18 protein-coding genes are annotated in these 23,317 nt (G+C 33.4%); 9 read left to right on the top strand and 9 right to left on the bottom strand.

Annotated elements, in window-relative coordinates:
• Window positions 1-13: 13 nt before the first annotated feature.
• Genes PMI10_RS13885 through PMI10_RS13860 form a run of 6 tightly spaced genes read right to left on the bottom strand, consistent with a single transcriptional unit; the run spans window position 14 to window position 8,363 of the window.
• Complete coding sequence (locus PMI10_RS13885) at window positions 14-1,408, bottom strand: hypothetical protein (RefSeq protein WP_007808967.1); 1,395 nt, start codon at window positions 1,406-1,408, stop codon at window positions 14-16.
• Between the two features lie 27 nt (window positions 1,409-1,435).
• Window positions 1,436-1,981, bottom strand: a complete 546-nt coding sequence (locus PMI10_RS13880) for a c-type cytochrome (protein WP_007808965.1) — start codon at window positions 1,979-1,981, stop codon at window positions 1,436-1,438.
• An 8-nt stretch (window positions 1,982-1,989) separates the two neighbouring features.
• Window positions 1,990-2,514 (bottom strand): DUF3341 domain-containing protein, encoded by a 525-nt coding sequence (locus tag PMI10_RS13875; RefSeq protein ID WP_007808962.1) that lies wholly within the window; start codon window positions 2,512-2,514, stop codon window positions 1,990-1,992.
• Window positions 2,507-3,907 carry an NrfD/PsrC family molybdoenzyme membrane anchor subunit gene (nrfD, locus tag PMI10_RS13870; RefSeq protein ID WP_007808961.1) on the bottom strand — a complete coding sequence of 467 codons (1,401 nt, stop codon included), beginning with the start codon at window positions 3,905-3,907 and terminating at the stop codon, window positions 2,507-2,509. Before nrfD ends, PMI10_RS13875 begins: the two co-directional genes overlap by 8 nt.
• A 38-nt stretch (window positions 3,908-3,945) precedes the next feature.
• The gene (locus PMI10_RS13865; RefSeq protein ID WP_007808958.1) at window positions 3,946-6,999 is read right to left on the bottom strand and encodes a TAT-variant-translocated molybdopterin oxidoreductase; all 3,054 of its coding nucleotides are present in this window, start codon (window positions 6,997-6,999) and stop codon (window positions 3,946-3,948) included.
• 32 nt (window positions 7,000-7,031) lie between these two features.
• Window positions 7,032-8,363 (bottom strand): c-type cytochrome, encoded by a 1,332-nt coding sequence (locus PMI10_RS13860; protein WP_007808956.1) that lies wholly within the window; start codon window positions 8,361-8,363, stop codon window positions 7,032-7,034.
• Between the two features lie 218 nt (window positions 8,364-8,581).
• Here PMI10_RS13860 and PMI10_RS13855 point away from each other — a divergent pair, with 218 nt between their 5' ends.
• A complete protein-coding gene (locus tag PMI10_RS13855) occupies window positions 8,582-8,971 on the top strand; it encodes an SPOR domain-containing protein (RefSeq protein ID WP_007808955.1) in 390 nt (129 codons plus the stop codon).
• 505 nt (window positions 8,972-9,476) lie between these two features.
• Here the strand turns inward: PMI10_RS13855 and infB are convergent.
• From infB to rimP, 3 genes are read right to left on the bottom strand one after another with little or no spacing between them, the layout of a single operon-like run.
• Window positions 9,477-12,344 carry a translation initiation factor IF-2 gene (gene infB / locus PMI10_RS13850; RefSeq protein ID WP_007808953.1) on the bottom strand — a complete coding sequence of 956 codons (2,868 nt, stop codon included), beginning with the start codon at window positions 12,342-12,344 and terminating at the stop codon, window positions 9,477-9,479.
• A 48-nt stretch (window positions 12,345-12,392) separates the two neighbouring features.
• Window positions 12,393-13,646: a transcription termination factor NusA gene (gene nusA, locus PMI10_RS13845; RefSeq protein WP_007808951.1), complete on the bottom strand. Its 1,254-nt coding sequence runs from the start codon at window positions 13,644-13,646 to the stop codon at window positions 12,393-12,395.
• 13 nt (window positions 13,647-13,659) lie between these two features.
• Window positions 13,660-14,124 (bottom strand): ribosome assembly cofactor RimP, encoded by a 465-nt coding sequence (gene rimP, locus PMI10_RS13840; RefSeq protein WP_035631899.1) that lies wholly within the window; start codon window positions 14,122-14,124, stop codon window positions 13,660-13,662.
• Between the two features lie 174 nt (window positions 14,125-14,298).
• On the opposite strand from rimP, the gene PMI10_RS13835 reads away from it, so the two are divergent.
• The 8 genes from PMI10_RS13835 (at window position 14,299) to PMI10_RS13800 (ending at window position 23,307) form a co-directional block, all read left to right on the top strand.
• A complete protein-coding gene (locus PMI10_RS13835) occupies window positions 14,299-15,123 on the top strand; it encodes a universal stress protein (protein ID WP_007808948.1) in 825 nt (274 codons plus the stop codon).
• A 311-nt stretch (window positions 15,124-15,434) separates the two neighbouring features.
• Window positions 15,435-16,283: a nucleotidyltransferase domain-containing protein gene (locus PMI10_RS13830; RefSeq protein WP_238539474.1), complete on the top strand. Its 849-nt coding sequence runs from the start codon at window positions 15,435-15,437 to the stop codon at window positions 16,281-16,283.
• The gene (locus tag PMI10_RS13825) at window positions 16,276-17,736 is read left to right on the top strand and encodes a B12-binding domain-containing radical SAM protein (RefSeq protein WP_007808944.1); all 1,461 of its coding nucleotides are present in this window, start codon (window positions 16,276-16,278) and stop codon (window positions 17,734-17,736) included. Before PMI10_RS13830 ends, PMI10_RS13825 begins: the two co-directional genes overlap by 8 nt.
• Complete coding sequence (locus PMI10_RS13820; RefSeq protein ID WP_007808941.1) at window positions 17,726-18,508, top strand: class I SAM-dependent methyltransferase; 783 nt, start codon at window positions 17,726-17,728, stop codon at window positions 18,506-18,508. The genes PMI10_RS13825 and PMI10_RS13820 overlap by 11 nt, the downstream gene beginning before the upstream one ends.
• Complete coding sequence (locus PMI10_RS13815) at window positions 18,505-19,875, top strand: B12-binding domain-containing radical SAM protein (RefSeq protein WP_007808938.1); 1,371 nt, start codon at window positions 18,505-18,507, stop codon at window positions 19,873-19,875. The genes PMI10_RS13820 and PMI10_RS13815 overlap by 4 nt, the downstream gene beginning before the upstream one ends.
• Window positions 19,876-19,880: 5 nt before the next feature.
• Entirely contained in the window at window positions 19,881-20,999 is a 1,119-nt protein-coding gene (locus PMI10_RS13810) for a hypothetical protein (protein ID WP_157489849.1), read from the top strand.
• On the top strand, window positions 20,999-21,745 hold the full coding sequence (locus PMI10_RS13805) for a glycosyltransferase family 2 protein (protein WP_007808933.1): 747 nt from the start codon (window positions 20,999-21,001) through the stop codon (window positions 21,743-21,745). The genes PMI10_RS13810 and PMI10_RS13805 overlap by 1 nt, the downstream gene beginning before the upstream one ends.
• Window positions 21,742-23,307, top strand: a complete 1,566-nt coding sequence (locus PMI10_RS13800) for a glycosyltransferase family 87 protein (protein ID WP_007808931.1) — start codon at window positions 21,742-21,744, stop codon at window positions 23,305-23,307. Before PMI10_RS13805 ends, PMI10_RS13800 begins: the two co-directional genes overlap by 4 nt.
• The last annotated feature ends 10 nt before the right edge of the window (window positions 23,308-23,317 follow it).

Raw genomic sequence — 23,317 nt, 5'->3', positions numbered from 1 at the left:
ATTTCTTTAAATATTAATAATGAAAATGTTTACTTTCTTCAATGAAAGGATTTCTTTTTGCCAATAAAGGAGCTTTAGTCAATGCAGTAAATACTACAAAAATGAATAATCCTAGGAAGAAAAGAATAGATGCAATTTCAGGAACTCCAATAAACCATTTATCTCCTACCGTACCTGGCATAATCATATTAAAGAAGTCAACATAATGCCCTAATAAAATTACTATACCAGCCATTACAATAACCCAGCTAAGACGTTTAAAATCTGTATTGATTAATATCAATAATGGGAAAACAAAATTCATAACTACGGCACCAAAGAAAGGCAAGTTGTATAATTGAATTCTTGTTATAAAATAAGTTACCTCTTCAGGAATATTAGCATACCAAATCAACATGAATTGAGAGAACCATAAATAGGTCCAAAAAATACTGATACCGAACATGAATTTAGCTAAATCATGAATATGACTTGTATTTACATATTCTAAATATCCTTTAGATTTTAAGTATACTGTAATCAATGCTATAGTAGTAATACCACTTACAAAGAAAGAAGCAAATACATACCAGCCAAACAATGTACTAAACCAGTGTGGATCAAATGACATAATCCAATCCCAAGACATAATAGATTCAGATACAATAAAGAACACTAAAAATCCGGCAGATTGTTTAAAATTCTTTTTGTAATTTAAATCATCATTAGCTTCATCTTGAGCCAAACAGTTTTTTCTGGAATAATAACGATATAAATTCCAACCTAATAAAAAGATTCCAGCTCTGGCAATCCAGAAAGGAAAGTTTAAATAACCAGCTTTACCGGCAATAATTTCATCATAATTAGGATTACCTTCAATTGTAACGCCTTTTTCCAACCAAACAAAAATATGGTTAAAATGTAATCCGCAAAGAACCAATATAATAAAGAAAATTACAGAAGCAACGGGCAAATATGCTGTTATTCCCTGCATAACTCTAAACAAAACAGGAGACCAACCTGCCTGAGCAACTTGTTGTATAGCATAAAATGCTAAAACTCCCATAGAAAGCAGTAAAAAGAAAATACAAGCAACATATAATGCAGACCAAGGCTTGTTTTGTAATTGGTGCAATACATGGTTTAAATGTTTTTCATGCTCATTAGAAGCACCAACTTTTTCATGCTCTCCACCATTATGTGATTCATGTGAAGCTTCAGCAGCTTCATGGTGTCCAGCTTCTTTGTGAGAAGCCTCAGTAGTAGCTTCATGTTCCGCACCATGAGAACCATGTGCATCTGCAGCTAGTATTTTTTCAACTTCTTGAATATCTTTAGGAGCACTTAAAAAACCATACCCAATACCTAATATACCAATGGCCATTAGGATGATAGAAAAAGTTTTTAATTTACTTGAAAATGTATACATATCTATTACGATCAGTTTGTTCAACAATTATAATTGGCTTTTTAGTTTCAGAACATAGTCAGCAACCAACCAACGTTCATGGGCACTTAATTGATTTGCATGTGAACCCATTGCATTTAAACCATAAGTCTCTACGTGAAAGATACTTCCTTCAGTAATTACTCTGTCTTTATAGCTAGGTACTCCAAGAAATTTTTCTCTTTCAACCAATTTACCTTTACCGTTACCAGCTGCACCATGGCAACTAATACAATAAATTTCGAAAAGTTCTTTTCCTTTACCAGAATTTCTTTCGATAGAATCCAAAGGAGATTTTAAATTAGCTTTAGCCAATTCATAACCTGCAGTCGAATTTTCATATTCATAAGGTTCAAAACCTCTGTTAATAGTTCCTTTTACAGGAAGCTGTCCTTCTTTTCCTCCTTTAAATACAGAAGCTTCGGAATATGTTTCATATCCTACAGATTCATACATATTAGGGAAATACTGATAGTTTGGTGCCGAATTATTGTGGCAAGATGAAACTAAAATAGTTATACCAACTAAAAGTGTTATTTTATATATCCTTTTCATAGCTACAATTAATTCTTTTCAATTACTTTAACTTCAACTGCTCCCGTACCTTCGAAAAAAGAAACTAGTTCTGCTTCGTTATTGTTTACAGCAACCTCCATTAAAAAATGGTCATCTGTTGTTCTTACATCAGGATTTTCAGCATCTTTAAATGGCCATAATCTACTTCTCATATAAAAAGTAATTACCATTAAGTGAGCAGCAAAAAATACGGTCATCTCAAACATAATTGGCACGAAAGCCGGCATATTCTGAATGAAACTAAAACTTGGTTTTCCACCAATATCCTGTGGCCAGTCATGAATCATAATATAACTCATCATTGTTGTTGCAACAGAAATACCAACACATCCATATAAAAAAGAACAAATTGCTAATCTTGTTGGCGCTAAACCCATAGCTTTATCCAATCCGTGAACTGGGAATGGAGTAAAAACTTCTTCAATATGATGATGTGCAGCTCTGGTTTTCTTTACTGCATCCATCAAAATATCATCGTCATTATAAATGGCGTATATTACTTTATTACTCATGATGTGAATCTTTATTTGCTCTTTCTCTAATGTAATTATCTCCTGTTCCTTTCAAAATTGTTTTTACCTCTGCCTGAGCAATAACAGGGAATGTTCTGGAGTACAATAAAAACAATACAAAAAAGAAACCTATCGTTCCGATGAAAATTCCAATATCAACAAATGTTGGCGAAAACATTGTCCAAGAAGATGGAAGGTAATCTCTATGTAAAGAAGTAACAATAATTACGAATCTTTCAAACCACATTCCGATGTTTACTACAATCGAAATAATAAATGAAAACATGATACTTGTTCTTAATTTTTTGAACCACATAAATTGCGGAGAGAAAACGTTACAAGTCATCATTGACCAATATGCCCACCAGTAAGGTCCGGTAGCTCTGTTTAAGAATGCATATTGCTCATATTCTACACCTGAATACCAAGCTACAAATAACTCAGTGATGTAAGCTACACCAACAATAGAACCTGTAATCATGATAATGATATTCATTAATTCAATATGCTGTACTGTAATATAAGCTTCAAGGTTAGAAACCTTTCTCATAATAATCAACAATGTGTTTACCATTGCAAATCCTGAGAATACCGCTCCCGCAACGAAGTACGGAGGGAAAATTGTTGTATGCCATCCCGGAATTACAGAAGTAGCAAAGTCCATCGATACAATTGTGTGTACAGAAAGTACAAGAGGAGTTGCTAAACCTGCAAGTACTAAAGAGACTTCTTCAAAACGCTGCCAGTCTTTAGCTCTACCACTCCATCCAAAACTTAAAATAGAATAAACTCTTTTTGTAAAAGGAGTTACCGCTCTATCACGCAGCATTGCAAAGTCAGGCAATAAACCAGTCCACCAGAAAACTAATGATACCGAAAGATATGTTGAAATTGCGAACACATCCCAAAGCAATGGTGAGTTAAAGTTTACCCATAAAGATCCAAATTGATTTGGAATAGGTAAAACCCAGTATGCTAACCATGGACGTCCCATGTGAATAATCGGAAATAAACCTGCCTGAACTACTGAGAAGATAGTCATTGCTTCTGCAGAACGGTTAATAGCCATTCTCCAACGTTGACGGAAAAGTAATAATACCGCAGAAATTAATGTTCCAGCGTGACCAATACCAACCCACCAAACGAAGTTTGTGATATCCCAAGCCCAACCAACTGTTTTATTTAATCCCCATGTTCCGATACCGGTAGATACGGTGTAAATTATACAGCCTAATCCCCAAAGGAAAGCTGTTAATGCGATTGAAAATACAATCCACCAATGTTTATTTGCTGGACCTTCAACAGGTGCAGCTACATCTACTGTTACATCGTGATAAGATTTATCACCTATAACTAAAGGTTTTCTAATGGGTGCTTCGTAATGAGACGACATAATCCTTTATATTGTTTCTTAATTAATAATTTTTTGTACTACGTATTTCTAACTTTAACATGGTAAACCACATTAGGTTTTGTTCCAACATGCTCTAATAAGTGATATGATCTTTCATCAGCTGCTAATTTAGCAACTTTACTTTCAGTATCATTAACATCACCAAATATCATTGCTCCAGAAGAACAAGCGTTAGAACAAGCTGTTTGAAATTCGCCATCAGCAACTGGACGACCTTCGTTTTTAGCTTTTAATTTAGTAGCTTGTGTCATTTGAATACACATCGAACATTTTTCCATAACACCACGAGAACGAACGTTTACGTCTGGATTTAATACCATACGTCCTAAATCGTCATTCATATGATAATCGAATTCACTGTTTTTGTTATACAAGAACCAGTTAAAACGACGTACTTTATATGGACAGTTGTTAGCACAATAACGAGTACCAACACATCTGTTGTATGCCATGTGATTTTGACCTTCACGACCATGAGATGTTGCAGCAACCGGACAAACTGTCTCACATGGTGCATGATTACAGTGCTGACACATAACTGGCTGGAATGAAACTTGTGGATTATCTCCAGCTTTTTCCATTTCATTAAATGTAGATAATGAACTGGACAAACCTGCAATATTTTCTTTTCTTTCGTTATCACCTTCAAAAGTACTTTCAGAAGAATAATATCTGTCAATACGCAACCAGTGCATATCACGACTTCTTCTTACCTCTGCTTTACCTACAACCGGAACGTTGTTCTCAGCATGACAAGCAATAACACATGCTCCACATCCTGTACAAGCATTTAAGTCGATAGAAAGGTTAAAGTGATGTCCTGTAGAACGATCAAATGACTCCCATAAATCAACTGTTGTAGCTTCAACTTCCTGGTGATCCAAAGATACCATTGGTTTTTCATTCCAATGTTCTGCATCTCTAGTATTAAATATTTCAAGAGTAGTTTCTTTAATAATATCTCCTCTACCCATTAATGTTTTCTGTCCCTGAACACAAGCAAACTCATGAACTCCATTTGCTTTTGCAATAGAAACAGATTGAACACTATTAAAGTTTTTATATAAAGTGTAAGCATTTAAACCTACAACCATTTCTTCTTTCAAAGCCGCTTTACGACCATAACCAACAGCTAAACCAACTGTTCCAACAGCTTGTCCAGGCTGAACAATAACCGGTACATTATCTAGTTTTAACCCATCAGCAGTAGTAATTGTAGCATAACTTCCGTTTAAACCTCCGTTAGCAACAATTTCATTTGTCAAGCCTAATTTTTTAGCATCTGCATTCGAAACAGTAACATAGTTATCCCAGGAAACTCTTGTAATTGGATCCGGAAACTCTTGCAACCAAGGATTGTTTGCTTGTTGTCCGTCACCCAAACCTGTTTTAGTATACAATACTAATTCAAATCCACCAGCAGCTTTCGATTTTGAAACCGCATTTGCAGCAGCAGCATAATCAACAGAACCACCAGATAATGCAGCAGAACCAATTACAAAAACACCATCATGTAAAACTTTATTCCAGGAAGAACCTGCAATAATCCCAGCTGAATTAGCTTTAAGATAATCGTAGAAAGTTCCAGCAACCCCGCTTAATGACAATAAAATATCTTGAAATTGTTTTGTATTAAATATAGGACGAATAGTTGGTTGAGTTAAACTATAAGTTCCTTTTGTAATCATAACATCTCCCCAAGATTCTAAGTAATGAGGTGCCGGAGCAGCGATTGTAGTAATTGAAGCAGTTTCGTCTTCTTTTAAAGAAAAAGCAACTGAAGTTTTTACTTTTTTCAATCCAGATACAAAAGAAGCTGAATCAGCTAATGTATAAACCGGATTAATACCACTCATGATTAAAGTATGAACACTACCTGCATTCATATCTTTTATTAATTGAGATACAATTGCATTAGAACCTTTTCTAATTTGTCTTGTACCAGCTGTATTAAAAGCTTCACTAACCAATACCTGATTGATAGCCAATACTAATAATTGAGCATTTTTATCTTCAATTCCAGACACTAAAACTCCTTTAGAACCAGCAGCTTTCAACTGTTGAGCAGCTTTAGTAACTTCTGTCTTAAATTTAGCATCTAAAGAAACCGGAACAGAAGCACCTGCAATAATATTATAAACTAAAACTAAAGCTTGTTTTTGATCAGCCGGAGTCATCGGAACACGTTTGTCAGCAGCAGCTCCAGATAATGTCATATTTGATTCAAACTGAAAATGACGAGACATTTTACCGTTTTGAGGAATACGTCCTTTAGCATATCCGGCATCATAACTACCCCCTTGCCAATCTCCTAAGAAATCAGCTCCAACAGAAACAATTAAAGAAGCTTTTGAAAAATCGTAATCAACAAGAGCTCTTTCTCCGTAAACTGTTTCAAATGCATCTAAAGCTTCAGAAGAAGAAACAGCGTCATAAACAACATGTTTTACATTTGGGTTTTTAGCAATAAACTCACCTATTAATTTCTCAGTAGATGGACTCGCTAAAGTATTTGTCAACAATACCACTTGCCCGCCTTTTGCTTTTGCATCAGCCAAGCTTGATTTAATTTTTAAATCAACAGCAGACCAGCTACTATTTTTTCCTTCCAATTTAGGTTCTTTCAAACGCATGCTATCATATAAAGATAAGATAGATGCATGAATTCTAGCATTGGCTGAAAACTTAGCTCCAGAAATAGTATTGTTATCAATTTTAATTGGACGACCTTCACGAGTTTTCACTAAAAGGTTAGCAAAATCAAAACCATCAAAAACAGTTGTTGCATAGTAATCAGCAACACCAGGAATGATTTGTTCCGGTTGTAACACATAAGGGATAGACTTGTGAACAGGACCTTCGCAAGCAGCAAGCGTAACCGCTGCAGTACTAAACCCTACGTACTTTAAAAAGTCACGACGTGAAGTTCCAGATGACGCTAAAGCATCTGCATTTCCTAAGAATTCATCTGTAGGAATTTCTTCAACAAATTCGTTATTTCTAAGCGCCTCAACAATAGAACTATTTTCTAGTTCTTCAACACTTTTCCAGTATTTTTTGTTTGATGACATTGTATATAAATATTAAAATCTTAATAATTCGATTAATAGTGGCATTTACCGCATTCTAAACCTCCCATTTGCGCTGCAGTTAATTTATCTACACCGTATTTTTTAGAAAGTTCAGCATGAATTTTATCATAGTAAGCATTACCTTCCATCTTAACATCAGTTTTTCTATGGCAATCAACACACCATCCCATTGTTAACTTAGAATATTGCTTCATGATTTCAAATTCCTGCACTGGCCCGTGACAAGTTTGACATTCAACCCCTGCAACAGTAACGTGTTGTGAGTGATTAAAATAAACAAAATCAGGCAAATTATGAATACGAACCCACTTTACAGGTTGTGTTTTTCCTGTATAAGCCTGCTTAGTTTTATCCCAACCTACAGCATCATATAATTTTTGAATTTGAGCATCGTAAAAAGCTTTACTGTACTCTGGAGTAGCAGTAGTCTCAGCAACTTCAGAAATATTCTTATGACAGTTCATACAAACATTCAAAGAAGGGATACCCGCATTTTTACTCACACGAGCAGCAGAGTGACAATATTTACAATTGATCTCGTTATCTCCAGCGTGAATTTTATGAGAATAATGAATTGGTTGAATTGGCTCATAATTCTGATCAACACCAACTTGCATTAAAAAGCCATATACAAAATAACTACTTGCCAAAAGCAAGAATATAGAAGTTACCAATACTAAAAATTGATTTTTAGCAAAAGCTTTCCAGATTGGAATTCTAGTCTCTTTTGGCGCAACCTCGATTCCATTGTTTTTTGCAACTTTAGCCAATACCTTGTTTACCATAAACAACATAACAACCAAAATAACCATTACAAGGGCAAGGGCAGTTAAAATAATATTATTAGAAACACCACCATCTTCAACTTTAGTTCCCGGAGGAGTCGCAGAACCAGGTGTACCAGCAGCAGGCTCAGCTTTTACTTCAGAAGTATAAGCGATAATATTATCAATATCCGCTTCTGCTAATTGAGGAAAAGCAGTCATTACAGACTTGTTGTTTTCTTCAAAAAGTTTAACTGCAACAGCATCACCTGACTTAATAACTTCAGAGCTATTATGAACCCATTTATAGATCCAAGCCATTTCATGCTTAGCAGCAACTCCTCTTAAGGCAGGACCTGTTGACTTAGCATCTAATTTGTGACATGCAGCACAATTTGCATTAAAAAGTTCTTTCCCTTTTACCGGATCACCACCTTGAGTTACAGCAGGCGCAGCAGCTTCAGGTGCAGCCGGAGCAGCAGGATCTTGAGCAAATGAAGTTAGGGAGAAAATTAACGTTAGCGATAAGCTAAATAATAATTTTCTTGAGATCGAATTATGGTTACCCACCTTTTTCATATAGTATAAAATTATCTACTAATTTTTGGTATGATTTTTTCTGTAATTAATTAGTCAAAATCGAACACCTTTTTTTAAAACTTGCACAAAAATACAATTTAAGTACTATTCTCAAAACCTTAAAATAGTCTTAAATATCAATTTATATCAATTCTAAATAATAACAACATTTCACATATAAAGTTTAAATACTACTTTTGCATAAAAACCATCACATTATGAGAATTTTAACCCCGTCAAAAACAATTTTACTGTCACTATCAATGTTTGCTTTAACATGCAATATTAATGCTCAAGAACAAAACATTAGTTTAAATCAAGACCCAAAATTTGAACAATTATTGAACGACAAGCGTAAAATTAACACGTCAATTAGTACCAACGACACTTACAAAATTCAAATCTTTAGCGGAAAAAGCGATGAAGCAAAAAAAACTTTATCGGGCTTTAAAAGAGAATTTAACACAATCGACGGCACTATAATTTTCAACACTCCTAATTATAAAGTTATCGTTGGAAATTTTAAAACGAGAATAGAAGCTGAAAGAAATCTAGAAGAAATTAAAAAAAAATATAAAAGTGTTTTCCTTGTTAAACCGAGCAAATAAAAGCATCTGTTTTCAATCAAAAGGACCACTTCTAAGTGGCCCTTTTGATAACTTATTCACTCTTTAAATAACTTTATAAATAATATTTTATTTGCTCCTTAGCTATCTTTAATTACCTTTTTCAGATCCTAATTAAAAAACTCTCTTTTGATTGTCAGGTTTCATCCAAAAAATAATAGTTTCAGTATATCATTTTACTACTGAAAATTAAATAAACAGGCTAAACTATTTTCTTTTATTATAAAATATTTTTCACATTCCGATTGATTCTTTAAAAGACAAAATGACATATATATAATTAATTTCATAGAGTTTTTCCAGATATATTCATACAATTCAACTTTATAAAATACTGAATTAATATATTACATTATTTTCAAATACTTAAAATAGTTTTTAACTCTTTACACTATAAAACTCACAAAATAAAACTGCTTTTCAATCTCCTTATTATAAATAAAAAAGTCCCAATTTTCATTGGGACTTTTTTATATTGTATTGAATTTTATTTCAATTTCTTTTTGATAGCAACTTCATGGTACGCTTCAATAACATCTCTCTCTTCAATGTCATTATATCCTTTAATCTGAATACCGCAATCATAACCTTTAGAGACTTCCTTAACATCATCTTTAAAACGTTTAAGGGCTACAAGCTCGCCTGTATGAACCACTACTCCATCTCTGATAACTCTAATTTTAGAAGTTCTCATGATTTTACCATCCATAACCATACATCCTGCAATAGAACCTACTTTAGAGATTTTGAAAATCTCACGAATCTCAGCAGTTCCAAGAATTTCCTCTTTCATCTCAGGAGCTAACATTCCTTCCATTGCATCTTTTAAGTCATCGATAGCTGCGTAGATAATAGAGTAGTAACGGATATCGATTTCTTCTTTATCAGCAAGCTGTCTCGCATTTCCGGCAGGACGAACATTAAATCCGATAATAATCGCATCAGAAGCAGAAGCCAACATAACGTCAGTTTCTGTAATTGCTCCAACACCTTTATGTATAATATTAATTTGAATTTCTTCTGTCGAAAGTTTAGAGAACGAATCTGATAATGCTTCAACAGATCCATCAACGTCTCCTTTAAGGATTACGTTTAATTCTTTAAACTGACCAAGAGCAATACGACGGCCAATTTCGTCAAGCGTAATATGTCTTTGTGTACGTACTGATTGTTCACGCATTAATTGAGAACGTTTAGATGCAATTTGTTTTGCTTCTTTTTCGTCTTCAAAAACATTAAACTTATCACCTGCCGTTGCTGCTCCATCTAAACCTAAAACTGAAACCGGTGTCGAAGGGCCTGCCTGTAAAACAATATGTCCTCTTTCATCATGCATGGCTTTAATTTTTCCATGATGCTTTCCAGCTAACATATAATCTCCAACTTTTAAAGTTCCATGTTGAACCAGGATTGTAGAAACATATCCTTTTCCTTTATCCAGAAAAGCTTCAACAACTGTTCCCTGAGCTGCTTTATTTGGATTAGACTTTAAATCTAATATTTCTGCTTCCAATAAAACTTTTTCCAATAATTCTTTTACACCTGTTCCAACTTTTGCAGAAATATCATGTGATTGAATTTTTCCACCCCAATCTTCAACAAGTAAATTCATACTAGCCAAACGCTCTTTAATTTTCTCAACATTAGCATTTGGTTTATCAATTTTATTGATTGCAAATATAATTGGTACTCCTGCAGCTTGTGCATGAGAAATTGCTTCTTTTGTTTGTGGCATGATATCATCATCCGCAGCCACAACAATAATTGCAATATCCGTTACCTGAGCTCCACGTGCACGCATTGCAGTAAACGCCTCGTGACCTGGCGTATCTAAAAATGCGATTTTTTGACCGTTATCTAAAGTTACTCCGTAAGCTCCAATATGTTGTGTAATACCTCCCGACTCACCAGCAATAACATTTTCTTTACGAATATAATCCAGTAAAGATGTCTTACCGTGATCGACGTGACCCATTACAGTAACAATCGGTGCTCTGGTAACTAAATCTTCTTCTTTATCCTCAACAACTTCAATAGCTTCTTCAATATCAACTGTGATAAACTCAACTTCGTAACCAAATTCATCAGCAACGATAGTTAAAGTTTCAGCATCTAAACGCTGGTTCATGGTTACCATGATTCCAAGTGACATACAGGTTCCAATTACTTTCGTAATCGGCACATCCATCATGATTGCAATTTCACCAACTGTAACAAATTCAGTAACCTTAATAGTTTTACTTCCTTCGTCAATTGCTCTTTGTTCTTCATCAGATTTCTGACGGTGTGTATCCCTTTTGTCTCTTCTATATTTAGCTGCTTTTGATTTACCTCCTTTACCTTGAAGTTTTTCAAGAGTCTCTCTAATTTGGTTTTTTACTTCCTCTTCCGTAGGCTCAACTTTAGCAACAATAGCTGGACGGTTTCCTTTTACGAAACCAGGTCTTGCACTTCTGTTAGCATTAAAACCTCCACCACCACCAGTATTTGGTGTAATTTTATTCGGATTTGGTGTTCCTGGCGCATTGCTTGTTGCAGGTTTTGGCGCACCCGGAGCTCCTGGCTTAGGAGCAATTCTTTTACGCTTATTTTTGTTAGCGTTATTTCCAGCGCCTGGGGCTCCCGGCTTATTAGGTGTTATCTTTGGATCCTCTTTCTTTTTCTTAGGCTTGTTAAATTGAGATAAATCAATTGTTTGACCAGTAAGAGTTGTTCCTGATAATTTTTGATATTGTGTAGTGATTGTCTCTTCAGCAGTTTCAGGATCAGTTGCTACAACTGGTTCTTGTGCTACTTTAGTAGTCTTTTCAGCTTTTACTTCTTTTTTCTCAGCAACAATAGGTTTTTCAACTTTTTCTTCAGAAGCTTTTGGCTCTACCGCCTTTGGAGTTTCTTTTTGAATAGGTTTTTCTGATTGAGTAATAACAACTTTAGGTTCATCAGCTTTAACTGGCTCCTCTGAAGGTGTCGAAACAACTGTAGGTTTCTTAGGATTCAAGTCAATTTTACCAACCTGAACAGGTCCGGTCACAACAGCTTTCGCTTTGATAATCTCTTGTTGCTTTTGACGTTCTTCGTCTTGCCTGCGTTTATCTTCTACTTCTTTTTCACGTTCTACACGCAAAGCTTCTTTCTCTTTTCTCTTCTCTTCTCCTACCTCTTTAGAAGCTTCCTTATTCCCCTTATCGCCCGCAAATTGGCTTTGTAGGATATTAAATTCGCTATCAGAAATTTTTGCATTCGGATTTGCGTCAATAGCAATTCCCTTATCTTTTAGATAATCAACAGCTCTTTCTAACGAAATATTTAATTCCCTTAAAACCTTGTTTATTCTTATTACTCTCTCTTCAGACATATAACCTTTTTATTATTACCTTTTTCGTTGTGTTGTTAGAGCAGATAACTAGCTATCAAACTCTTCTTTTAGTATTCTCATAACATCAAGAATTGTTTCCTCTTCTAAATCTGTTCTTCTTACTAAATCTTCTACTTCTTGTTTTAAAATACTTTTTGCAGTATCTAAACCTATTTTAGCAAATTCTTCAATTACCCAGTCTTCAATTTCATCTGAAAATTCTGTTAATTCAACATCATCTTCATCTGCAGTTGCACCAGCAACATCCCCTTCACGAATAACATCTAATTCGTAACCTGTTAACTGACCGGCCAATTTAATATTGTGACCTCCTCTACCAATTGCTTTAGAAACTTCTTCTAATTTCAAGAAAACTTCAGCTCTTTTGTTTTCTTCGTCAATTTTGATAGAAGAAACTTTCGCAGGGCTTAATGCTCTTGTAATAAACAATTGAATATTACTTGTATAATTAATCACATCGATATTTTCGTTTCCTAACTCACGAACAATTCCGTGAATACGAGATCCTTTCATACCAACACAAGCTCCAACAGGGTCAATTCTATCATCATAAGAATCTACTGCTACTTTTGCTTTTTCACCAGGAATACGAACTACATTTTTAACTGTAATTAAACCATCAAATACTTCTGGAATCTCCTGTTCAAATAATTTTTCCAAAAACTTCTCTGAAGTTCTCGACATAATAATTTGAGGTTTATTTCCTTTTAATTCAACGCTTTCAATAATTCCACGAACATTATCTCCTTTACGGAAAAAGTCAGATGGAATTTGTTTTTCCTTTGGAAGTACAATCTCATTTCCTTCATCATCAACCAGGATAACAACTCTTGGACGTACGTGATGTACTTCTGCGGTGTAAATATCGCCAATAATATCCTTAAATTGTTTATAAAGATTTGTATTATCGTGTTCGTGAATTTTAGATATTAAGTTTTGACGTAAAGCCAAAATAGCTCTTCTTCCTAAATCAATCAATTTAACTTCTTCAGAAACTTCTTCACCAATTTCAAAATCCGCTTCAATCATTCTAGCTTCAGTCAAGGTAATTTCTTCGTTCTCAAAATCAAGATCTTCATCAGCAACGATTACTCTTCTTCTCCAAATCTCCATATCTCCTTTATCAGGATTAATGATAATATCGAAGTTATCATCAGAACCGTATTTTTTCTTCAATGCATTTCTAAACACGTCCTCTAAAATTGCCATAAGCGTTACACGATCAATAAGTTTATTATCTTTAAACTCTGAGAATGAATCGATTAATGCTAAATTTTCCATGCGAATTCTTTAATTAAAATGTTACTGTAACAATTGCCTCTTTAATTTCTGTATAAGGTATTTGTTGCTCTTTTTGAACTGTTTCTTTTCCTTTTCCTACTTTTTTTGGTTCTCTTGCTTTCCAAGACAAAATTATAAAAACATCGTTAGCTTCTAACAATTCTGCTTCAATTTTTTCAGTATTTGTAGTAACAATCAACGTTCTACCAATATTTTTTATGTATTGTCTTGTAAATTTCAATGGCGAACCTACTCCAACCGACGCTACTTCAAGAGAAAAATCCTGCTCTTCACGATCCAGATTATTTTCGATTGCACGACTGATATCAATACAATCCTGAAGTGCCACTCCATTATCCCCATCTAAACCTACACTAATTTTAAAAGAGTCAGAAATACTCAAATCAATCAAAAAGATTGAAGGCTTTTCTAAAAGGGCCTCTGTAATTAATGCGTTTACTTTTTCTTTAAATGTCATAATTTTATAAAAAGAGGGGACACTTAGTCCCCTCATTATTTAGATTTTAATAAATAACGGTGCAAATATAGTGTTTTTTTTATAAATCAAAATAATTAGATTGCTGTAATAATATTTCTTATCTTTATTGAAGCATTAAAATAACGAATTATTCATTTTTTAACCAAAAAAATTATGAAACGAATTTTAGTACCCACCGACTTCTCTGAACATGCGGAAGACGCCTTAAAAGTCGCCGCACAAATTGCCAAAAAAACCGATTCTGAAATTATTATTTTACACATGCTCGAATTACCTCACCAGACAAACGATGCAATATTTGGAGGAGCAAGTATTCCGGAAACGATGCTCTTCATGAAAAAAGCCAATGAAATGCTGGACAAAATTTCAGAAAAGCCTTATCTTGACAACATTCCGGTTACAGAAATTGTAAAAATGGATAAACCAATACATGGAATTACTCAAATCAGTAAAGACCAGGAGATTGATTTAATCATAATGGGATCACATGGATCTTCAGGAATTGAAGAACTATTAATTGGATCTAATACTGAAAAAGTGGTAAGACATTCCGAAATTCCGGTTCTTATTATCAAAAAAGACATTTCAAATTTCAATATAGAAAATATTGTTTTTGCATCAGACTTTACAGAAGAAGCTAAAAAACCATTTGAAAAACTTTTAAACTTCACCAAATTATTTGATGCAAAAATTCATTTGGTTAGAATTTGCACTCCCAATAGCTTCAAACCAAGTCATATTGCTGAGAAAGCAATGAACGATTTTGTAACCGAATTTAATCTGACAAATTATTCAACACATATTTACAACGACGCCAATATCGAAAAAGGAATTATTAATTTCTCAAACAGTATCAATGCTGATATTATCGGAATGTGTACGCATGGAAGAACCGGATTCGCACACTTTTTTAATGGCAGCATTAGCGAAGGTCTGGTAAACCATGCCGTAAGACCCGTTATAACATTCAAAATTTAAACACACATTCTAATAATACTAAAAAACCACCAGTATCACTGATGGTTTTTTTTTAATTTATACTTTTCTAGTCGACTCTTGTTCTTATATTTCCGTTTTTACCAATCATTTAACCTCTTCATTAACAAGAAAACATTTTTAAAACAGCCTTCTTTTTGAATGTTAATTTTAGGAGTTGAAAAAAAACAACCGAAAGGGACATTAATAAGATTTAATTTTTATCTTTAGCCATGTAAATACCATAAATACAATGCCCCTTGGAGACTTTAAAAACCATATTGTATTTCTCCATTTTCCGACATCCTTTAAAATTGGAGGAAATACACAGTTATACAAACTACAATAATGTGGCAGATACAGCCAAAGAATTAAATGATTTAATTGAAAAAGGAATCCTGTTCAAGGTAGACGAATTCTTTGTTTATGGAAACGATTTGGATAGTGTAACCAAAAGATTAAGAGGAAATCTACAGGCTCCAAATGCAATGATAAAAGCCAAAAAAAGAGCTGATTTAATTTCGAAATTTCCATATGTGGAAGCTGTGGCCATCTCTGGTTCTCTTTCAAAAGGATATCATGATCAAGACAGTGATATTGATTTTTTTGTAATCACAAAACCAGGTAGATTGTGGATTTGCCGAACACTATTGATGTTATTTAAAAAAATATTTTTGCTAAACTCACGAAAATATTTCTGCATTAATTACTTCATTTCAACTTCAAACCTTGAAATCGAAGAAAAAAACAGATTTACAGCCACCGAGTTAAAAACCTTGATTCCAGTTATGGGTAAAGAAATTTTTGAAAAGTTTTATGCAACAAATATTTGGGTCAATAATTACTTTCCAAAATTTGAGCCCAATTTATTGCCTGTTAAAAATTTAAAAAAACCATTTTTTACTAAAACAGCAGAATTTACCCTAAACAATACCATTGGCGGATTTGTCGATTCTGGTTTTAAAAAAATCACTATAGCAAAATGGAAATCGAAATTTAAAAATATTGCATCGGAAGATTTTAAAATAGCACTCAAATCAACCCAAAACATCTCAAAGCATCATCCTTCAAATTTTCAGAAAAAAGTAATCTTGACTTTGAACGAAAAATACAGAGAATTTCAAAAAATCCATAACATCGAACTATCCGAAGAACATGCTTGACATCCTTTTTTCGCATTCATATTACTATAATCTAGACCCTAAGCAATGGAAAAACAAAACACCTTTTCCTCCTTTGGGAACTTTGTATGCGGCTTCATTAATGCGCGAAAATAACTATTTGGTGGATTTATTTGATGTAAATTTATTAGAAAATCCTCTTTCAATTCAATCAGTTTTAGAAGAAAAAAAGCCAAAATATTTGGTGATTTATGATGACGGTTTTAATTATCTCACTAAAATGTGTCTTACCAAAATGCGTGAAGCTTGTTTTGAAATGATTGCATTTGGCAAAAAAGAAAACTGTATCGTAATTGTTTGTAGTTCAGATGCGACGGATCATTATAAAGAATATCTTGAAAAAGGTGCAGATTATATCATCCAAGGAGAGGGTGAATTAACCTTATTAGAACTCATAAACACTATCGAAAAAGGAAATAAAATCGAAATCGTTAATGGAATTGTATTTCAAACTAAAGGAATTATCACCATTAATTCAAAACGTGCAGTTCTCGAAAATTTAGATGAATTGCCTTTACCCGCTTGGGATTTGGTTGACATAGATGCATACAAAAATATTTGGGTTAAAAGCAAGCAATCATTCACGTTGAATTTAGCAACCACCCGAGGCTGTCCTTTCAAATGCAATTGGTGTGCAAAACCCATTTATGGGAATAGATACAATGCTCATTCGCCAGAATATATTGTCAAAGAAATAGCTATTTTACAAGAAAAATTTGGTGTAAATCGTTTTTGGATGTGTGATGACATATTTGGATTGAAACCCAATTGGGTTCAAGAATTCAATGCCGAATTACAGAAAAAAGACCTAAAAATCAGTTATTACATTCAAAGTCGCGTAGATTTATTGTTAAAAGAAGACACAATAGATGTTTTGGCAAAATCAGGATGTGAAGAAGTTTGGGTAGGTGCCGAAAGCGCTTCGCAAAAAATTCTGGATGCGATGGATAAAGGCACAAAAGTAGCAGAAATTTATGAAGCCACGAGATTATTGAAAGCACATAAAATTAGGATTGCCTTTTTTCTTCAATTTGGATATTTAACTGAAATCAAGGAAGATATTCGAAAAACCATTGCAATGGTAAAAGAATTGCTACCGGACAATATTGGAATTTCGATTTCGTATCCTTTGCCGGGAACACCTTTTTACGAAAAAGTAAAAGAAGATTTGAAATTAAAATCCAATTGGACAGATTCAGACGATTTTGAAATGATGTTCAACGGAAGTTTCGATTCTAATTTTTATCGAAAACTGCAACGATTTGTCCACAAAGAATATAGAAAAAGCCAGGGTATTTACACCTTGAGAACCTTTATAAAACATCCGCTGAATTTAAATTTTCAGAAAATAAAATCAATTGCAAAACTCGGATACTATATTCCGAGTGCTTTTGCTGACCGTTTGATTTTAAAATTATCAAAAAATGAAAGCTGATTTTGATAATGCAGCCACAAATTATGACTCCACTTTTACCAATTCTGCTATTGGAAAAGCGCAGCGCGAGGTCGTTTATTTACATTTATCGAAATTTCTAAAAAATAATATTCCCAAAACCATTCTCGAAATCAATTGCGGCACTGGCGAAGACGCTATTTGGCTGGCAAAACAAAACTTTCAGGTTGTCGCAACTGACATTTCGGAAAAGATGATTTTAATTGCAAAAAGCAAAGAAAAATTGCCAAACCTAACTTTTGAAGGGTTAAGTATCAATGAAATCGGCAAACCTTTTGGAGATAAAAAATTTGATTTGATCTTTTCTAATTTTGGCGGTTTAAACTGTTTATCTAAAGAAGAATTAAAGTTATTTTTTGAAAACGTATCAAATTTAGTTTCAGAAAAAGGCCATTTGGTTTTGGTGATTATGCCTAAAAATACCCTCTGGGAATCCTTTTATTTTTTGGCAAAAGCAAAATTCTCTTTGGCTTTTAGAAGAAAAAAAGAAAGTGTAATTGCCAATGTTGACGGAGAAAAAGTAAACACTTTTTATTATAATCCAAAAGATATTGTAAATTTATCGGGAAATGATTTTGAAATTATTTCCATTAAACCAATTGGTTTTTTTATTCCGCCATCATATTTAGAAACATTTTTTAAAAATAAATTGAAACTGTTGTCGATTTTAAAAAATTTGGATACGGCAATTAAAAACTGCTCATTTCTATCAAAATATGCTGATCATTATTTAATAGTTTTTCAAAAAAAATGAGTATTCTATTTACACACGCCTATTATCTTTCTGGAGATTTGAAGGAACAAAAGATAATGAAGCCCTATCCACCATTAGGGCTGTTGTATGTTTCAGCATATTTGATAAGCAAAGACATCCCGAATAATGTCTACGACACTACTTTTTATTCCCAAAAAGATCAACTTAACTATATATTAGAGAAAAAACCAAAAGTCATTTCTATTTACACCAATTTAATGACAAAAATAGAAGTTGTAAAACTCATAAAAATTCTAAAAACCGAATCATATAGTTTTCCGAAAATTATTCTTGGTGGTCCGGATATAACTTATAATATAGAAAACTATTTAAAATCCGGAGCCGATTTTCTTATTATTGGTGAAGGCGAAGAAACTACTTATGAATTGTATAATGCCATCATCAATAAGAGTGATTTTAACCAAATAAACGGAATAGCTTTTTTTGAAAACAACAGCGTCATTCAAACACAGGCGAGAACCAAATTTAGGGAATTGGATGAATTGCCATTGCCAAACCGCGATGCAATACCAATCGGGAAATATCTTGAAACCTGGAAGAAAAATCATGGTGAAAGTTCAATGACCATTTCCACGCAACGGGGTTGTCCTTATACTTGCAAATGGTGTAGTACCGCAGTTTATGGGCAAAGTTACCGCCGAAGACCGGCACATTTGGTTGCCCAAGAAATGAAAATGCTTAAAGACAAATACAATCCTGACGCAATATGGTTTGTAGATGACGTGTTCACAATTAGCCACAAATGGCTCATTGCTTTTCATGAAGAAGTTGTCAGGCAAAATGCCCAAATCCGCTTTGAATGCATTACCAGAGCAGAGCGACTTAATGAAGAAATTCTGCAACTTTTGAAAGAAGCCGGATGTTTTAGAATTTGGATTGGTGCCGAAAGTGGCTCTCAAAAAATTATCGATTTGATGGATCGTCGTGTCGATGTAAATCATGTAAAAAAAATTATTCAAGAGACGAATGCTTTAGGAATCGAGACCGGAACATTCATAATGCTTGGATATCCGGGTGAAACTGAAGAAGACATTTCTACTACAATTCAGTACTTAAAAGAGGCAAATCCTACACATTATACTATAACAATTGCTTATCCGATAAAAGGAACTTCGTTATATAATGAAATTGAAAACAACATTACTATTCAACCAAATTGGGAAACTTCAACCGACAGGGAAATTGATTTCAAAAGAAGTTATAGTCGAAAATATTACGATTATGCAGTAAAAAAAGTAGTAAATGAGGTTGAATTTTCCCGTTTGAAAAATAAAAGCAGTATCAAAGGATTAAAACTTAAAATCAAATCGATTTTGGCTGGCGGATTGATGAAAATTAGCAAATGAGACTTATGAAAAAACTTCTTTCTATCTCGATTTTACTCTTATTTGTGTCCTGTGAAAGTGATACTTATTATGAATTGCAAAATCACGATGATGCTCTTCATTTAAAATGGAACAAAGCTTATCCGGATGATACAATTGATAAATCTTTGATTGGCCTCAAATGGGGATTGTCCTATGTTGGTGCGATATTACCGACTTCATTAAACGGAATTTCAACTTCAAATAATATTATTTCAATAAATATAAACAAACTCGGCTTTTCAGAAAGCGCCATTGAAAAATTATCAAAACTGAATTTGAAAATTAAGGAATCACAAGAATATCGAACTACAAATGCTATAGATTTAGGAAGATATATAACTTTATTGTTGGGCGCTTCCGAGCATTATTATGAAATCATCGGAACACCTAAAACTCTAACAGAAGTCCTGAATCGATATACACTGCTTCCACAAAAAGGATACGTAGATAATTCGAGTGTTTCGTTTGAAAACAGAATCATTAAGTTTTCAGAGCAAAATGGTTTCAATCAGATTTTTCTATCTGAAGAAGTAAATCCTGTTTCGGGTGAAATTTTTGAGTACGAAACTATTGAAGTATTGCCAAACGGCCAATTACGCTTTGGCATTTTTGATGTTAACGGCAACCGAAAAAACAATGCCGATCCCTCCCATTCTAATGCCGGAAAACCAGGAAAATGTATGTGGTGTCACGAATCAACCATCAATCAAATGTTTAGTACTCAAAATAATTATGCCGGTTACCTGACATATAACGAATTTCAAAATACTTTAATCAGTTACCGCGAAAGCAACCGAAAGCAAAAATTAGCCCTGACTGATGGTGTTGATTTTTCACAAACACAACAACACACCTTGACCGAATTGTTATACATTTCGTTTATGGAACCTTCGGCAGAACGCCTGAGTCTGGAATGGAAAATGCCTTTAACGCAAGTTCAAGGTCAGTTGTCAAATTTACCAACTCATATTTATACCGAATTCCCTTTCCTGGGCAATTTATATTATAGAAAAGATATCGAAAGTTTGGCTCCATTTCAAGGGTTGCCAGTTTCTTCAAGTGTTCGGGAACAATCTGAAATTGAAGTTAATCATTTGAATTGATGATAAATAACAAAACAATAATCGTTGTTCTACCCGCCTACAATGCGGCCAAAACACTTCAAAAAACCTTTGAAGAAATTCCGTTTGATGTTGTTGATGAAATAATTATTACCGATGATTTCAGTCAGGACGATACGATTGCCGTCGCTAAAGAAATTGGCATCAAACATATCATCGTTCACGATAAAAACAAAGGCTATGGTGCCAATCAAAAATCGTGTTATAAAAAAGCGTTACAACTCAACGCCGACATTATCGTGATGTTGCATCCCGATTACCAATACACACCAAAACTCATTCCGGCGATGTGTACGTTAGTCGCCAATGATTTGTACGATGTTGTTTTGGGTTCTCGTATTTTGAGTAAAGGTGCCTTAAAAGGCGGCATGCCGCTGTATAAATATATTTCCAATAGGATTTTGACTTTCGTCCAAAATGTTTTGATGAATCAAAAACTTTCCGAATATCATACCGGTTATCGCTGTTTTAATACTCAATTGTTGCAGAAAATTGATTTCGAAAACAATTCGGATGATTTTGTCTTTGACAATGAAATCCTGGCGCAATGTTGCTATAAAAAGGCCCGAATTGGTGAGATTTCATGTCCCGCAAATTATTTTGAAGAAGCGAGTTCCATTAATTTCAAAAGAAGTATCACTTATGGATTGGGTGTTTTAAGAGTTTCGATATCCTACTTTTTGCAAAAGACTAAACTGTTTTCATTTTCACTTTTTTCAAAATTGTGAAAGGCTTTTTAGAAAAATATTACGGATTAATTCCACTGGTTTTACTTTGTGCTTTTTACATATACAAAGCAATTAATTTCCCTGTTCACGATTTTTCAAATTACTACTTTGGCGGCAAATTTTTAGCCGATAGCAAATTTAATTCGAGCATCTATCTTCCTTATGAATTCAATAAAGCCATTTTGAATCTTGGATATTCCGGGTTATTTACAAGTTATGCTCCAAACACTCCTTTATTAGCGTTGTTTTTTTACCCAATATCTTTTTTGCCATTGGCCACAGCCAAAGTCGTTTTCAACAGCATAAGTGTATTATTTTTTATATACAGTTTGAATAGATTGGTTTTGTTTTATAAAATAAATCCAAACCATGTTTTACTTGTTCCAATATTATTTTTTGTACCCATAAAAAACGAATTACTGTTTGGACAAGTTTATTTTTTACTTTTCTTTTTATTAAGTGAATTTTGGTTGGCCTACGAAAAAGAGCAGCCTAAAAAAATGGCGTTTTTTTTAAGTTTGGCAATATTTCTTAAAGTGTTTCCAATACTTTTAATTTTTGTATTTGTATTTAAAAAACAATTCAAACCCGTGATTTATATTGCGATTTCTTGTTCGCTGCTGTTTTTAATTTCAGTGCTTTTTACAGGATTTGACATTTGGATTTTTTATTTTAAAAATGTTTTGACAAAAGCTTTCAATGGAGAAATTGCCGGAGCCTTTGTTGACAATTACCAGTCTGTTTTTATGTTTTTAAAACGATTAATGATTTTTGACGAAATTGAAAATCCGGATGCTTTCCTTAATTCTCCCTTTTTATTTTTCGCATTAACTTCTGCCTTAAAAATTGGATTAATAATCACGGGGTATTTCGTTTGCAAGAGAGTTTCAAATTCCCTTTTTGTCTTCTCTTATTGGATTTTGACCACAATTTTAATTTCGCCTTATGGAAGCACATATACTTTCATTTTACTATTGTTCCCGTTTTTCGTTTTGGCAAAAAGTGATATTTCAAAAGTTAAAAAAGTCATTTTTCTTTCTCTTTTATTGCTGATAAATAATTTGCCACTAGTCATTTTTAATGCAAATAGATTTCCGTTCTCTTACCTTAGATTGTTTGCTTTGGTATTGTTTTTTATTCTCTTTTTATCATTAATTTACCGAAAAGTAAATTGGAAAATTATTACACTTAGCACAATTCTTCCCTGCCTTTTAATAGCTTTATTTAAAAAGTCAGAAATTGTAAATTCAACTTATTTTCTTCATAAAAATGCTCCAATTTTGGTTTATGATTACAAAATTTTAAATAACCAATTAACTTATTTTTATTGGACAGAAAAGGGCGGAAAAACAGCATCTATTGCACTGAAAACACAAACCGTAATTAAGGTTGAATTAAAAAATAATCAAATTTTTTATAACAAAAAACAGTTTACATTTGACAAAAGCAATAAGCTAAAGCCAATGCTAATAAACAATAAAAAACTTATTTATCTTTCGGATTACGATAGGGGAATTGGGTTTTATGCCTTGAGAGAATTAAATTTGAACCTTGAAAAGTAATTTAAAAAAA

It is taken from the genome of Flavobacterium sp. CF136, from assembly GCF_000282055.1.
Classification (GTDB): domain Bacteria; phylum Bacteroidota; class Bacteroidia; order Flavobacteriales; family Flavobacteriaceae; genus Flavobacterium.
The sequence above is the reverse complement of the archived record's forward strand: the minus strand, read 5'-3'. Positions and strand labels throughout refer to the sequence as shown.